Origin of the sequence: Planktothricoides sp. SR001, assembly GCF_001276715.1 — a bacterium.
In the GTDB taxonomy this organism is placed as follows: Bacteria; Cyanobacteriota; Cyanobacteriia; order Cyanobacteriales; family Laspinemataceae; genus Planktothricoides; species Planktothricoides raciborskii.
Map to the genome: position 1 here is coordinate 24,083 of NZ_LIUQ01000043.1, position 15,431 is coordinate 39,513.

Annotated in this window: 16 protein-coding genes and 1 pseudogene; 9 read left to right on the forward strand and 8 right to left on the reverse strand. The window is 43.5% G+C overall.

Annotation, left to right across the window (positions count from 1 at the left end; genetic code table 11):
* Positions 1-182: 182 nt before the first annotated feature.
* The 3 genes from AM228_RS21185 to AM228_RS21195 form a co-directional block, all read right to left on the reverse strand.
* Positions 183-662 (reverse strand): hypothetical protein, encoded by a 480-nt coding sequence (locus AM228_RS21185; protein ID WP_054468943.1) that lies wholly within the window; start codon positions 660-662, stop codon positions 183-185.
* Positions 663-860: 198 nt separating this feature from the next.
* Positions 861-1,988: an aldo/keto reductase gene (locus AM228_RS21190; RefSeq protein WP_054468944.1), complete on the reverse strand. Its 1,128-nt coding sequence runs from the start codon at positions 1,986-1,988 to the stop codon at positions 861-863.
* A 161-nt stretch (positions 1,989-2,149) separates the two neighbouring features.
* A complete protein-coding gene (locus AM228_RS21195; protein WP_054468945.1) occupies positions 2,150-2,656 on the reverse strand; it encodes a bifunctional nuclease family protein in 507 nt (168 codons plus the stop codon).
* 98 nt (positions 2,657-2,754) lie between these two features.
* On the opposite strand from AM228_RS21195, the gene AM228_RS33210 reads away from it, so the two are divergent.
* From AM228_RS33210 to AM228_RS30060, 7 genes and pseudogenes are all read left to right on the forward strand, one after another.
* Complete coding sequence (locus tag AM228_RS33210; protein ID WP_156331950.1) at positions 2,755-2,916, forward strand: hypothetical protein; 162 nt, start codon at positions 2,755-2,757, stop codon at positions 2,914-2,916.
* Positions 2,901-3,647: a riboflavin synthase gene (gene ribE, locus AM228_RS21200; RefSeq protein WP_054468946.1), complete on the forward strand. Its 747-nt coding sequence runs from the start codon at positions 2,901-2,903 to the stop codon at positions 3,645-3,647. The genes AM228_RS33210 and ribE overlap by 16 nt, the downstream gene beginning before the upstream one ends.
* A gap of 137 nt (positions 3,648-3,784) precedes the next feature.
* The gene (locus tag AM228_RS21205; RefSeq protein ID WP_054468947.1) at positions 3,785-4,120 is read left to right on the forward strand and encodes a XisI protein; all 336 of its coding nucleotides are present in this window, start codon (positions 3,785-3,787) and stop codon (positions 4,118-4,120) included.
* 30 nt (positions 4,121-4,150) lie between these two features.
* Positions 4,151-4,798, forward strand: a complete 648-nt coding sequence (locus tag AM228_RS21210) for a Uma2 family endonuclease (protein ID WP_054468948.1) — start codon at positions 4,151-4,153, stop codon at positions 4,796-4,798.
* A gap of 108 nt (positions 4,799-4,906) precedes the next feature.
* Positions 4,907-5,536, forward strand: a complete 630-nt coding sequence (locus tag AM228_RS21215; protein WP_054468949.1) for a Uma2 family endonuclease — start codon at positions 4,907-4,909, stop codon at positions 5,534-5,536.
* Positions 5,537-5,578: 42 nt separating this feature from the next.
* Entirely contained in the window at positions 5,579-6,229 is a 651-nt protein-coding gene (locus AM228_RS21220; RefSeq protein WP_054468950.1) for a Uma2 family endonuclease, read from the forward strand.
* 289 nt (positions 6,230-6,518) lie between these two features.
* Positions 6,519-6,974: pseudogene (locus tag AM228_RS30060) on the forward strand (transposase); the annotation flags it as partial.
* Between the two features lie 221 nt (positions 6,975-7,195).
* Here the strand turns inward: AM228_RS30060 and AM228_RS21230 are convergent.
* The 5 genes from AM228_RS21230 to AM228_RS21245 form a co-directional block, all read right to left on the reverse strand.
* A complete protein-coding gene (locus AM228_RS21230; protein WP_054468952.1) occupies positions 7,196-7,723 on the reverse strand; it encodes a hypothetical protein in 528 nt (175 codons plus the stop codon).
* A gap of 237 nt (positions 7,724-7,960) precedes the next feature.
* Positions 7,961-8,131 (reverse strand): hypothetical protein, encoded by a 171-nt coding sequence (locus tag AM228_RS33215; protein WP_156331951.1) that lies wholly within the window; start codon positions 8,129-8,131, stop codon positions 7,961-7,963.
* Between the two features lie 97 nt (positions 8,132-8,228).
* On the reverse strand, positions 8,229-9,293 hold the full coding sequence (locus AM228_RS21235; protein WP_156331952.1) for a hypothetical protein: 1,065 nt from the start codon (positions 9,291-9,293) through the stop codon (positions 8,229-8,231).
* A 184-nt stretch (positions 9,294-9,477) separates the two neighbouring features.
* Positions 9,478-10,110: a hypothetical protein gene (locus AM228_RS21240; RefSeq protein ID WP_054468954.1), complete on the reverse strand. Its 633-nt coding sequence runs from the start codon at positions 10,108-10,110 to the stop codon at positions 9,478-9,480.
* Positions 10,111-10,185: 75 nt separating this feature from the next.
* Entirely contained in the window at positions 10,186-10,584 is a 399-nt protein-coding gene (locus AM228_RS21245) for a hypothetical protein (protein ID WP_054468955.1), read from the reverse strand.
* Between the two features lie 259 nt (positions 10,585-10,843).
* Between AM228_RS21245 and AM228_RS21250 the strand changes: the two genes are divergently transcribed.
* On the forward strand, positions 10,844-12,085 hold the full coding sequence (locus tag AM228_RS21250; RefSeq protein ID WP_054468956.1) for a LuxR C-terminal-related transcriptional regulator: 1,242 nt from the start codon (positions 10,844-10,846) through the stop codon (positions 12,083-12,085).
* 388 nt (positions 12,086-12,473) lie between these two features.
* Entirely contained in the window at positions 12,474-15,326 is a 2,853-nt protein-coding gene (locus AM228_RS21255) for an ATP-binding protein (RefSeq protein WP_054468957.1), read from the forward strand.
* The last annotated feature ends 105 nt before the right edge of the window (positions 15,327-15,431 follow it).

Sequence of the window (15,431 nt, forward strand, 5' to 3'; positions counted from 1 at the left end):
TTCTATATCGTAGGTTGGGTTGAGGCACGAAACCCAAGGTCAGATAATTTATTATCTCATTTTTCAATGCTTTTGGCAATATTGATTGTCCTTCAAGTAACATCAAAAGGAAATTAAAGACAAGATAATCTTGATAAGATAATCTTCATAATATTTAGTTGGGTTTCGTTCCTCAAACCAACCTAATCTTGAATTTCTAAAGCGGCTAGTTGGGCTTTGAGTTGGCTGAGTTCAGATTCTAAGGATTCTATTTTTGCCCGTAACTGTTGTTTTCGCTGTTCTACAGAGTTGGATTGTTTGGCAAAATAAGCCTCAATTTCTGGCCATAGTTCCACCGCCCAATCTTTGCTAGAATTTGCCAACTCGGTAATCACTTCTACGGTGCCATCATGTTGGAGAATGAATAGGGTATAAAGTCGCTTTTGTTGTCCTGGTTTGCCGCCTTTTTTTTGACAATGAATATAGAGTCCGGGTTGTTGATATTTGACTTGGGCAAGTTGACTGACAAAATTGCCTTCAATGGAATAGCCATCGGTGCGGGTTTTGTCAATGCCTTCAACGAATTTGCACCAGTTTCCCTGTTTTTCTGAAAGATTGCTTTCCCAAAATCCAGGGGCATTTAAGAAGGCTTCTCTAAGATTAATTAGAATATTGTCACTCATGGTTATGATGTATTTCGATTTATATTTGGATTGACGGAAAGGGCGAAGCATGACCGGATTAAATTTTGTTTTTAAGAAACCGGGTTTCTTAATTAGATTGTCGCAGAAACCTGCTTGATCGGCAGAAACCCGGTTTCTTCTGCGGTCATGCTTCGCCCCTACAGATATATTTGTATATTTAAAATGGCGAAAAATATGTTATTCCCATAATCTCCGACCGTTTTTGCCATTGAGTTGCTGATGGGTGTGTTGCAAAAGTTCGGGAATATTTAACTTGTGCGGACAGCGGGGTAAACAGTCTCCACATTCGGTGCATTTGTTGCCTTTGTTTCCGGGAAACCAATGACCGGCATTTTCAAACATTCGATAACGATATTGACCATAGTCGGTCATGTTATAGGCAACGGTGAGGTTTCTTAGGCGCAATATTTCGGGAATATTAATGGTTTCTGGACAGGGTAAACAAGCATAGCATTGATGACAGTAATCTAATGCTAAGGTTTGGCTGGCATGAGTTTCTAGTCTGTGAAATGTTTCTTGTTCAGCAGGGGTTAAAAATTCGGTTTTATCAGCAATTTTTGATAAAATTTCCAGTTCTTCGGGGTTGGCAGGGCCAAAACTGAGGGTGGTAATTTGGGGGTTGCTGAGTAAAAATCTATAGTTGATTTCTAGGGGAGAAAAAGGTTGACAAAGTTGCTGGAGAGTTGCGGATGGTTGATAGAGTTTACCCCCTTTGTCTGCTGGGGAAATGATGAAGATGCCCATGTCTTTTTTGTGGGCTAAGGCTACGGCAGGGGCGTGGCGTTGAAAAAAATAGTAGTAGTGTAAATTGATAAATGCAAATAAATCAGTATGGATGGCTGCTAAGATTAATTCCAGAGAACCATGAGTGGAAAATCCTAAATGTTTTACCCGACCATCGGCGATCGCACCTTGGAGGGCTTTGATATATTCCGAATGTAAAACATTGTCTAAATGTTCCTGAGTATTAATCCCATGAATGGCCAAACAGTCGAGATAATCGGTCTGAAGTCGAGTTAAAGATAGATCGATCGCCTCACTGATTTTTGCTGCTGGGATTCCCGGAGATATTTTACTGGTAATATACAATTGCTGGCGCGATCGCGGCAACCCATTGGATAGGGCAGAACCGAGATATTTCTCACTATTGCCGTAACCCGGTGCGGTTTCCAAGTGATTAATCCCCAAACCGACACCTTTATATATAGTATTAATCGCATTTTCCTCAGAAGCTAAATATCGCATAGTCCCCAGGGAAAATACCGATAAATCCAGATTAGTTTTACCAAATCGACGATATTGCATCACTCAAAAACCAGCCCACCCTAAAAATCCCTAAAAAGCCCTAAAAATTCCTAAAAATTCCTAAAAAATTGACTATTAAGAAATTGGCTGTTAGCTGCAACGGTCAATTTCTTAATAGCTAAAAAACGAATACCCTGAAACTCAGGACAAATTGGCAAAAATTATTCGTCATCCTTTCTGGTAAAGCCTGCTCGCTTAATCAATTCTTCAGGGCTAAGATTCGCCACAAAATCTCGGAAGGCTTGCCGTTCCGCCTCATCTGCATCACGGTCAACAGGAATTGAAGCATCGGCAACCACTTCTTCCATCACCCAAATGGGCGAATCAGTTCGCAGGGCTAAAGCGATCGCATCACTCGGACGAGCATCAATCTCTTTTCTCATCTCACCATGCTTTAAAGTCAGCACCGCATAAAAAGTATTGTCCTGTAAAGCATGAACGATAATCCGCTCGATCGTCCAATCACATTCTTCCAGGATATTCACCATGAGGTCATGGGTCAGGGGTCTTGGGGGCTTGTGATTTTCCAACGCGCTGATAATCGATCTTGCTTGGTCTTGACCAATATAAATCGGTAGAGCCCTGCGATCCTCGTGATCTCTGAGCAGGACAATTGGCGTCCGAGTGGCGGCATCCAGCGCGATTCCGGCAACTTTCATTTCAATCATCGACTCAGCCTCGTTAAAACGTAGTCAGCAAACGGGTGAACTCATCAACTGATGGGTCGTTATATTTTTAAATCCAACTCCAGTATGCCTCGATCTGGGTGCCGATAGAAAATTTAATCCCAGATCCCTGGATCGAAAACTGTACTACCTCCCCAGGGCGGCGATCGCCTCCAGTTAACCTCACTGGGGAACATCAGCATAATCAGCATAAGATGAAAAAAAATATTCAACCATTTCCCCAATCATGTTTACCGGATTAATTCAAGGACTCGGGACGGTGAAATCCCTGGGAACAGAACAACTACAAATTACAATTGCCAATCCCTCGGTATCCGAGCTAATTTTGCCCGATTTAGCGATCGGTGACAGCGTAGCCGTAGACGGAGTATGTCTAACTGTAGAAACTATTTTACCTCAAGGATTTATTGCCAGTGCCTCCCCGGAAACCCTGAAACGCACCACCCTCGGTCGCCAAGAAAATTCCTGGGTCAACCTGGAAACCTCCCTGCGCGTGGGCAGCAAAATCGGCGGTCATTTCGTGTCCGGTCACGTCGATGGCATTGGCTGTCTCCAAGAAGTCGTCCAAACGGCAAATTCTTGGGAAATTACTTTTACTTCAGGCGATCGCTGGCAGCATCTTTGGCAAACACAAATTGCTCCCTATATTGTATCTAAAGGCAGCATTGCCGTTAACGGAATTAGCTTAACCGTAGCGGACTGTGACCCTGATAGTCGTTGGTTTAAAGTCGCGGTAATTCCGCATACTTACGAACAAACTAATCTTAAATATCTATTACCCGGAAGTTGGGTAAACTTAGAAAGCGATATTTTAGCCAAATATGCGGTTAAATTTATCAGTTCTAGCATTGGTGCCTTAGCTGCCCGTTCTGCCGGTTATGCTCAATGGTCGGACTTCCCTGAAACTACCGCAAATATGGCTCAAATCGATGAAATTACCCCGGCATTTTTAGCCGAAAATGGCTTTCTGTAACGGTGCAAAACTGGGCAAAAACTGTGATTTATAGTTATAATCAGTTATAATCATAAAATAATAGGGTGGGCTTTTTTTATGCCAGCCCACCATACCGATAGCTTTCCTTTTAATCCAAAACAGGAGGAAATTGTGCGATGGATTCCTTAGATAAAATGAGAGATATTATCTGTAACATTTTAACAGAATACGCCCAAATACCATACTCCTATGGAGAAATTGACAGAAAAACTGTGTTTGATCGAGCCAGCGATCGCTATTTATTAGTAATTGTGGGATGGGAAGGCATCAAGCGCGTTCATGGCTGTTTGATTCATCTGGAAATTATCGCCGGAAAAATTTGGATTCAAAGAGACGGCACTGAAGATGGAATTGCCAACGATCTGTTACAATATGGTATCAGAAAAGACCAGATTGTCTTGGGGTTTTGCGACCCAGAAATGCGCCAATATACAGAATTTGCCGTCGGATAAACTGGAAATAAAAACTTGGGAGTAAAAATTATGCAAGTCCAACTAAAACAAATCGTCGTTCCCCCCGGTCAGCAACTCCTAATGACCGATATTAGCTGGCAAATGTATGAACAAATGCTAGAAGAATTTGGGGAAAAACGCGGAGCGCGGATTAATTACAGTCAGGGAGTATTAGAAATTATGGTGCCATTGCCCGAACATGAAGATGATAAAACCATTATCACTAACTTGGTCGAGATTTTGCTGGAAGAACTAGAAATTGAGTTCAGAAATCTCGCTTCTACCACTTTTAAAAGTGAAAGCATGAAACAAGGACTAGAAGCCGATAGCTGTTTCTATATAGAAAACGAGGCATATGTCCGGGGGAAAAAGCGCATTGATTTAACTATAGACCCGCCCCCAGATTTAGCGATCGAGATTGATATAACCTCTCGGACTCGATTTAATAATTATGAGGCATTAGGGGTGAAAGAATTGTGGCGGTTTAATGGCACAAAATTAGAGATTAATGTCTTAAAAGATGGGGAATATATGCAGTATGAAGCAAGTCCGCATTTTCCGGGTTTGCCTGTGGCTGAAGTAATTCCCCAATATCTAGAACAAAGTAAAATTGAAGGACGAAATAAAACCATGAAAGCCTTTCGCGCTTGGGTAAGAGAACAAAATGCCGAAAAATAAATATTAGGGTGGGCATTGCCCACCAAATCACGATCGCAATATGTTGGGTTGTGGTGGGCATTGCCCACCTACAGATAGCTATAAATATAAATAACCTAAAAATAAATTATGACTCAAGCCCAAGCCGAAACCAAAATATACAGCTTTGATGAGTTTATAAGCTGGTATCCCGAAAACTCAAAAGTCCGCTACGAACTACATAATGGAGTGATTATAGAAATGCCCAAGCCCAAGGGAAAACATTCAAACCTAACCGGGGCTCTAATCGAGCAAATATTGATAACTATCAGACAGATGGGCAAAGGCGGAATTTGGACTATTCCTAGGGAATCGATTGTCAAAACTAAACGGGAAATATCGGGTTACGAGCCGGACATTATCGTATTGAACCAAGAAGTTATTGGGGCAGAACCTCGGTGGGAAAGCGAATCGATTATCCAAAATCTTGATTCAATTAAATTAATTGTAGAAGTGGTTTCAACGAATTGGCGTGACGATTACTATAATAAACTTAGAGATTATGAAGAAATGGGCATAGAAGAATATTGGATTATTGATTATGCCGCATTGGGAGCGAGAAAGTTTATTGGTAATCCCAAGCAACCCACCATTTTTGTTTGTCTTATGGTTGACGGAGAGTACCAGATGAATCCTTTTACAGACAATAGTCCAATTGTTTCCCCGACTTTGCCCGAATTCAAATTATCCGCAGAGCAGATATTTTCTCTGGCTTTGTAGGAAAATGGTTAAACTTGGAATAAAAACTTGGGAGTAAAAACCATGCAAGTCCAACTCAAACAAATCGTCGTTCCCCCCGGTCAGCAAATCATAATGACCGATATTAGCTGGCAAATGTATGAACAAATGCTAGAAGAATTTGGGGAAAAACAGAGAGGAAAAATTAATTACAGTCAGGGAGTCTTAGAAATCATGGTGCCATTGCCCGAACATGAAGTAAATAAAGTGATTATTGGCGATTTGATTAAAATTATTCTAGAAGAACTGAATCTAGAATTTTGGAGTTTAGGGTCAACCACCTTTAAAAGCGAAAGCATGAAACAAGGCTTAGAAGCAGACGACTGTTTCTATATCGAAAACGAGGCATATGTCCGGGGGAAAAAGCGCATTGATTTAACTATAGACCCGCCTCCAGATTTAGCGATCGAGATTGATATTACCTCCCGGACGAGGTTTAATAATTATGAGGCATTAGGAGTGAAAGAATTGTGGCGGTTTAATGGCACAAAATTAGAGATTAATGTCTTACAAGAGGGGGAATATATTCAAGGTAATGAAAGTTTTCATTTTCCTGGGTTGCCTGTGGGTGAAGTGATTCCCCAATATCTAGAACAAAGTAAAATTGAGGGGAGAAATAAAACTATGAAAGCGTTTCGCGCTTGGGTGAGAGAAAAAATTGCCGAACAATACTAGGGTGGGCATTGCCCACCAAATCAGAGCGCAGGGTGGGCATCGCCCACCAAATCAGGATCGCGATATGTTGGGTAATGGTGGGCGATGCCCACCCTACCAAGGTTGCGATATCCTGAATTTTTGTGGGTATTACCCACCAACACTTAACCCAAACATCAAAAAAATCGCCGATCGTGCCTCAATATCGCCGTGCTCGGATTCCTGCCAGCATTATTTTTATCACTTGTGTCACCTATCAACGTCAACCCCTCTTTCAAAGCCCACATAATATCCAACTCGCAATGCCCTTGCTCAAACCAAAGAAGAGCGATCGTTCAACATTATAGCTGCGGTTGTTCTGCCGGATCATCTCCATTTTCTGTGGCAATTGCCAGAACAGGACTGTAACTATTCTGCTCGTGTGGGTCGGATGAAAGTTTTGTTTACTCGCGCTCTGCGTGGCAATGCTGAAATGTCCCAGAATCTCTCTGCTTCTCGTCGGAAGCACCGAGAGCGGGATGTATGGCAGCGTCGGTTTTGGGAGCGCAGTTTGTGCGATCGGCAGCAGGTCAATCACTATCTGGATTACATCCATTACAATCCGGTTAAGCATGGTCTGGTTGCTTGCCCTCACGCTTGGGAATATTCGAGTTTTTCGTGTTATGTGGCGCAGGGAATGTATTCGGAAGATTGGGCGTGTCAATGTCAGGGGTGTTCCACAGAAATTCCTGCTTTTTCGGACATTATTGATTATGTAGGCGAGTAGGGTGGGTATCGCCCACAATAACCAATCTGGTCAACAACTCTGATTTGGTGGGCAATGCCCACCCTACTGGCAATAATTTTGGGAATTTTACAGATTAGTTGCAAATCCAGCCGTAACGCACCAATAGACGATCGTAAATTAATTTTGGCTTTTTGCTATTATTATATTCGGTGCGTTACGCTGTCGCTAACGCACCCTACCGAAGGCTACCGAAAGCACTTTTATAGGAGTAAATGTAGGGTGGGCAATGCCCACCCTACTACTGTATATTCTTCCCCACCTCCTTTTAATACCGGGACAAAGGGTAAAAGTGCGGTCAGCGATCGCTCAAAAACTATCTCCGCATTCACCTCCCACAGATTAATTACTCGATAATCTTGACGCGCTTGTAATCCGGCAAATTCCGAAAAGTAACTCTGGGGAATATTGGCATAACTACTTTGAAGAATATTCACCAGTACCGGATAGACAGGTAGCTGATACTTTTCTTCCGCCAACCCAGCATAAGCTCGGATGCGGCGCGGCAATTTTCCGGTGTAATATAATTGTAACTCATTGATTAGCAAGAATTCCCCATATTCGGGGGTATAAGCGCGGATTAATACATCACTTTCTCGGCTAATCCATTGGAATTCCGAGTTCACAATTTCTCGGACTTGTACATCAGTAAAGGAAGTTAGCCACTTTACCCATTTTTCCGGTTCTAGGCTAATTAACCGTTTACTGCCAATATCGGCTTTTTTCGTCATAAGTTTATGGCATATTAATTTAATATTATTAAACCATAAATCATCAAAATAATCAATTAATTTTATTGCAAATATATCATCTTATTTAATAATAAATGGCCGTAAAAAAAAGACACAGTGCTGTGCCGTGTCCCTAGGTTTGAGGTTAAGGATATAAGGCGCGATCGCCTTTTTTTGATCTGTATTTTGGGGTGAAAGAAACCGGGTTTCTGTTGTGGGGAACAAAGATAACTGTGATTAGCGGAAAAGAAACCCGGTTTCTGGAGTTTGGGGGTTTCTCACAAAAGAAACCGGGTTTCTGTTGTGAGAAACAAAGATAACTGTGATTAGCGGAAAAGAAACCCGGTTTCTGGGGTTTGAGAATTGCTCATCTATTTTATGACCGGCAAATATTTCTCGTATGGACACAGCATTGCACTGTGTCCTAAACCACCGTTTTTTCCAGCAAAACCCATAATTACCGGCAATGCGTTGTCTCTAGCATATATTGAACAAAGGTAATTTTTTATCGCTCCTTATTCAAGGGTGTTTTATGTCCATTTCCTTGCTCAATATTGCTTTTGTCATAAGCATAAATATTAGCATTTTCTAATTGTATTTCCCGATATTGTTCATAGAACTTTTTAACTGCTTGACGATAACAGCGCATACAGTGTTTGACAGACAATTCCCAGCGGCGATGTTCTCTAATTGCCCGCGCTGTTCTATCTGAAAGGATCTGTTTTGTTTCCTGAATTTGTTCTTCCAGATTGTGAAGCACTAGGACTTGGCGATTAATTTGATGATTTTTCTCTTCAATTTCCTCCACAATTTTCAGCTTTTCTTCTTTGTTTTCTAGTTTGGGTAACGCTGCGCCCCAAGCGAGAGTGACATTCACTAAAGCGGCTAAACCTGCACCCAACATAACAACCAGTTGCCAAAGCAATTTTTCGCTGAGACTTGGAGGCAAAAGGTTCAGCAGTCCAGGAGTCGCAAAGGCAATTTCGAGTATGATAATCACTAGGGCTAAATAAAAAGCAGGATGACCTTCTTTCATTAGTTGCCAAAAGGGAATTTTGGCGGCACCTTTTTTGCTGGCATGGATATATTGCACATGGAGAGTGATGGATTCACTTTCGGCAATGTTGATGAAAATTGCTCCCCCTAAGCCTAAGATAAATAAAGGATATTGATCGGGAGTCAAACTTTGAATATCAATGCCGAGAATTTCTGAAATTCCCAGAACTAGCATGAGAGACAAGCCAATGGGAAATACAATATGTAACCAAGATTTTTCCTCAAGTTTTGGCATTTTTTGCCAATTTCGCTTGACGCGCTTTTTGGCATCGGCAATTTCTGGAAGAATTTCAGTTTTTTGCTGTTGTAGAGATTCGAGTTTATTGGCGATTTTTTTGGCTTCGATCGCCGCAGGAATGACCGAGCGATTTAACTGGTCAAGGAGTTGGGGCGCTAGTTTCAGCAATAACTCTTTGAACCATTGAATATATTTGACGGATTCGTCATCAAGCTGATCCTGTTCTCCCCAGCGATCGGGAATACAAGGATAGTTGCCAAAAAGAGAATCGAACATTGAAACAATCCAGCTAAACCAAAGCCACATAATTTTTATTCCTTATGATTAAGTAACATTAGAAATTGTTAGGGTGCGTTACTCAGCGTCTAACGCACCGTTTTTATGTCTTTGGTGCGTTATGCCGGAAACATAAATTTCGATTGTTTCTGAAAAATTTTTTTCGGTTAACGCACCCTACCCGCTAAAACTGGCGAATCAGTTTTTGCATTTCCGAGAAAGATTGACCAGCAGAATAGGCATTTGCCCGAATCGGATGGAGGGCAGAAACGGTTTTGAGGCGATTCTCTTCTGTGAGTCCAAGCAGGTAAATATGAAATCGATCGCCCTGGGTTTGTGAGGCTAATTCTTGACAGATCGTTTTTATCTGTTCTAAGGTGGTTTCATCGGTTGTTCCTGGAGTGAGAATATAGGCGTGAAATTCCTGATTAGGATTAGCGCGGGCTAAATCTTTGAATCTTTGCAAACCGGCAACTAAAGCCCGATCGCTCGATGGGATAATATCCATTTTCGGGGTATTGGGATTTGGATCGATCTTTTCGCGCAATTCCTGCAAAGTTTGCTTAGAAATAGAGTTAGAATAAATCGTTTGCGCCGACTCACCTTTTAAGATGTCGATACTCATTAGGTTGCCCTTGGTTCGCTTGCCGATTGAATGCAATAAATCCTCGGTTAATTCGGCTGTTGCTTTAGTATTGGCCTGAATTCCCAGATAGACTTGCGACTTTTCCGAGTCACAAGCAGCGATCGCGAATGAAATCAGAAAAAAAGCGATTAATTTAACCGAATTTTGAAGCAATTTATGATATTTATGCATCAGTTTTCTCCTGTAGTAAAAATTCATCGCACCGTAGGGACACGGCATGGCCGTGTCCGCCAAACTAACCGCTGATTAAACCAAGGGAAATTCCCACATAATGCTGTTTCTAGAAATCTCCATCGCTACCGACTTTTGGCGGCAAAGCTTCGCCGTATGGCAACTGTGAGCGATCGCTGCTGAAAGGTTTTTTTCGAGGGTGAGGCGATCGGTGAAACAATTGATTTTAGAAATGGCTTCTGATTCAATGGGTTGTCCCCAAGTTCCTTGAATGAGGGAACGACTGGGAATGAGGGAACGACTGCTGCCACCAAACAGAAAGGTTAGCTGGTGGCTCAACGCTTCAATTTCTGGGTTATAATCCGCAGGGATATAGGCACTAAAGCAAAAAGGGCGTTCAATTAATTTCGGATAGCTTTGGCGCACGGCGGCCAAGTCGAGGCCGTATTCGATCGAGGGGTTAAATAGCTGCATGGGTTAACTCCTGGTTTTTGTCTCATTCTGTGACATTACCACTTTATGTCACATTAAGCGTAATTAACAAGCCCTAGTCAGCAAAAAATTTCTAATCCTTGTGACAAAAGTCGTAAAGTTCTTTGCTATATAGGCTTTTTGGCTTTGTTAAAAAATATTACATCGGGGAAAACTTAGGTTGTCCGTGTCCAGGGGGTACAATAGAAGAGGAACAAAGCACCCCTCATTTCACATCAACGCATATAAAAGACCAAAATCTATGGATACACAAGAGTTTGAGGAAAAATACGCCCAACTCACCCCGAAGCTGCACGAGGTACTGACTCAGGTGTTGCAAGGGATACCCGATGAGGAAATTGCCGAGAACATGGGCATCCAACCCCCTACAGTCAGAAAGCATATAGAAAGGATTTACCGGGTTCTTGACCTCAATAGTGACTTTCCCAAAGACCGGCGATCGCGTCGTAGTGACTTATTTACCCTCTTTGCCCAACATAAACCGGAAATGCTCCTCACTACTCCCCCCTTTTTCAGGGGGGCTGGGGGGGATCTAGCCTCTAATGTCACAGAAGCTAACTCTACTCCCCCCTTTTTCAGGGGGGCTGGGGGGGATCTAGCCTCTAATGTCACAGAAGCCAACTCTACTCCCCCCTTAAAAAGGGGGGCGGGGGGGGATCCTGCCTTTAATGTCACAGAAGCCAACTCTACCCCCCCCTTGAAAAGGGGGGCGGGGGGGGATCCTGCCCCTAATGTCACAAAAGCAGACAAAACCGACTTTCCACCCCACCCCCGTAACCCGTTTATCCCTCTTACCGGGAGAGTAGATGACCCAAAGTTATTCTTTAATCGAGAAAAAGAAATTAGAGATATTTTTGAACTGCTAAATAGTGGCAGTCATGTGTCAGTAGTTGGAGAAAAAGGTATTGGCAAATCTTCTGTATTGCAGGCTATTTGCCGAGAAGCCAAAAGCCAACTACTGCAACCTCGTGAGGGGATATATTTGGATTTGCAATCGTTGGAAAATGAGGATGAATTTTACATGGATTTGTGCGATCGCCTGGAAATTACTGAAAATCGAGGAATTGGGCTAAAGCGTGAATTGAAGAATAAAAAACTGCTATTGGTGATGGATAAAGTAGAGAAATTGACTGAGGACGGATTTATCGAAGGTAAAATCGCGGGGGAACTACGCGGTTTAGCTGAAGGGATGAATGCCCCTTTGCGTCTAGTCTTCGGTTCTAGTCAACCTTTGGATGAACTCTATCAGGATAAAGAAAAGCTTTCGCCCTTTGAAAATTTTTTTAATTTAGTAAACCTGGAACCCTGGGATGAAACCACAGCGCGGGCTTTTATTGCCCAGCGTTTAGCCTCAACCCCGGTATCTTTTAGCGACGAGGAAATATCTAAAATTATTACTGAAACTAAGGGTCATCCTCAGCAACTCATGCAGCGATGTCATAAAACTTATGCGGATTATTTGGCAAAAAATAACGGTCATTAATGTAGGGGCGATTCGCGAATCGCCCCTACATGGCTGCTTTGAACCAAAAATCCCATCATCCCAACCAACCCAGCTAAATCACTATTCGGTAGGGTGCGTTAGGCGGACAATAGACCTCTTGCAAAATTCCTAAAAGCCCCCCTTAAAAAGGGGGGTTGGGGGGGTCGAAATATTTATTTTGCAAGAGGTCTAATAATCTTCATAGACAAACCAGCCGTTTTAATTCCGCCGTAACGCACCGGATTTCCCGGTTAATAATTGCTCATCGGTGCGTTACGGCTGGATTTTCAATTAATCTGCGATCGACCAAAACTTATCCCCAGCAAAGACGCACCCTACCGAATGGCGTAACAATAGAAACCCAACATCCCAACCAACCCATAAATCTATGAACCCACAGCAAAACCCAGTCCCTCGCCTTGACCTTGCCCCCAAACTCAAGCGCCCCCTTTCTTTACTTAATCCCTTAGATTATCTGCGCTTACTTTATTGGGTGTTTTATTTTCCCCAGGCAATCCGGTGGTATGTAGAAACTTTCGGGAATCAGAAAGAAAAGAATAACGATTCTGCATCTGAATACCGAATGCCCTGGCAAAAAGTAGGGATCTGGCTGCGCGAACATCCAATTGAAAGTAAGTTATATATTCAAGGTTTAATCTTGACCCTTCTTACTCCAGTTCTGATTAGTGCTTTTCTCCAACAAATTGGGGTTTCAATTGATTGGAGTAGCGTGGCGGTCGGCGTGGCGTTCGGTGTGGCGTTCGGTGTGGCGGTCGGCGTGGCGTTCGGCGTGGCGGTCGGCGTGGCGTTCGGCGTGGGGCTCGGCGTGGCGTTCGGCGTGGCGTTCGGCGTGGGGTTCGGCGTGGTGTTCGGCATGGCGGTCGGCGTGGCGGAAGGCGTGGCGGTCGGCGTGGCGCTCGGCGTGGCGGTCGGCGTGGGGTACGGCGCGGCGGTCGGCGCGGGGTACGGCGCGGCGTTCGGCGCGGCGGTCGGCGTGGCGTTCGGCGCGGCGGTCGGCGTGGCGTTCGGCGTGGCGGTCGGCCTGGGGTACGACGTGGCGTTCGGCGTGGTGGCCTTGGCGTTCGGCGTGGGGTACGGCGTGGCGTTCGGCATGGCGTTCGGCGGGGCGTTCGGGCTGCTGGAAAATTGGTTATTTAGTTTATGGTTGAGCTTATTTAAACCTTGGAATAAAGGCTGGAGGTTTGTTCATGTCACAGGAATACCTGTTTGGGGCTTAACTTCTCAGGTGAAAACTTGGCTTAGACAAGATTGGCCAACAGGTGTACATAATGTTAATCAACTGCTGACTTATACTCTTCAATTTATTCCCGTCGTTACCGCAGTTAATTGGGTATTACAAGAAAGTCCACCAGATCAAATTATCTGGCGGGTTGCTCAACTCGCCAAAAATCCCTATAATTGGGGTTTAGTGCGTTGTATATCAGAAAATAAAAATACTCGCTTAGATACTCATCCTGGTGCAGTAGTAGCAGAAGGATTCTGGTATTTATATAAAAAAGAACCCCAAAAAGCCACCCAAGCTTTTGCAGTCGTGCGTCAGTTATTATATGGCGAAGAAATGTATCGGTTGGCAGAAACTTTAGCCAAATTATCTGCTGCAAAAGATATAAAAAGTATTATTCAAATTCACGCAGAAGGATTAAATTTAACTTCTCTCCCCCCTGTAGAACAGCGTCTTCGTGCTGTAACTTGGCAAGGGATTACTCGCTTATATCGAGTAGCGTCGGAAGTTTTCGCCGTTCAAGCAAGTGCCTCTCGTAATGCTCGTTCTTCAGCCTTAAATCTTGCCCAAGGAGAACTGCAAACGATTCTTGAAGAAAAAGATAACCTACCTCAACCCGAAAGAGAATTAATTCTTAAAATTGCTCAAAGGTGGCAAGAGGCTTTGCTGCAAATTGCCGGGGAAGTGGGGAATGTCACCATCACAGAACCTGTCAGAAGTCCCTATGTAATTGGCAACCCGGTGGAGGGCAGTTTATTTGTGGGACGAGAAGATATTCTCAGACAATTAGAAGAATTATGGATCGAAGCAAATCGGCTTCAGTCAGTGGTATTGTTTGGCCATCGTCGCATGGGGAAAACTTCGATTCTGAGAAATATTAATGCTTGCCTAGAGGATGGGGTAAAACTAGCTTATGTGAATATGCTCAATGTGGGCAATGCCCCGCAAGGAGTGGGGGAAGTATTGATGGCAATTTGTGATGAAATTGCTGAGATTATGAATATTTATCCCCCGGCAGATGAGGATTTATTAAAGTTACCTTATCCTACTTTTAGGCGATTTTTGCAACAGGTTGATAAAGTGTTGGCAGAATCCCCCCAAACCCCCCTTCAAAAGGGGGGATTAAGAGAAGAATCCCCCCAAACCCCCCTTCAAAAGGGGGGGTTAAGAGAAGAATCCCCCCAAACCCCCCTTCAAAAGGGGGGCTTAAGAGAAGAATCCCCCCAAAATTCCCTTCAAAAGGGGGGCTTAAGAGAGGGCAAGGGATTAATTATTGCTTTAGATGAGTTTGAGAAAATCGAAGACCTGATTAATGCGGGAAAAATCGAACCAGGGTTTATGGGAATGCTGCGGACACAGGTGCAAGCGAGTCCTAGAATTGCTTTTGCTTTTGCCGGGTTGCATACTTTGGAGGAAATGACCGAGGATTATTTTCAACCCTTTTTTGCCAGTATTATTCCCATCGCCGTGAGTTTTTTATCCCGTGGTTCAACGGCGCAGTTATTGGCTAATCCCGATGAGGATTTTATCCTAGATTATCAACCGGATGCTTTAGATTTTATCTATGATTTAACCTGTGGTCAACCTTTTTTGGTGCAGTTGGTGGGTTTCCAGTTAGTTCGCCATTATAATCAAGAAATGTTTGAAACTGGCAAAAAACGCGACCCGGTGTTTACCGTTGACGATGTGGAAGCGGTGATTAATGACCCGGAATTTTATCAACGCGGTCGTTATTATTTTACTGGGGTTTGGGGGCAAGCAGCCCAAGATGTCCCAGGACAACAAGATATTTTACAAGTTTTAGCGCCGTATAAATCCGGTTTACCTGTGGAGATGGTTCGGGAAATTACGGGACTTGATGAGGAGGTGTTATTAGAAGCAATTAAGGGGTTAAAGCGGCATGATGTGGTTGAGGAAAAAGCGGGTAATTTGCGAATTCTGGTGGAGTTGTTTCGCCTTTGGGTGGAAAAGAAACCGGGTTTCTCTGGTGGAAAATAAAGATAACTGTGGTAAGCAGAGAAGAAACCCGGTTTCTGGGGTTTCTTGCGGGGGTAGAGAAACCGGGTTTCTGTTGTGAGTATCAAAGTTATCTGTTTTTTGCGA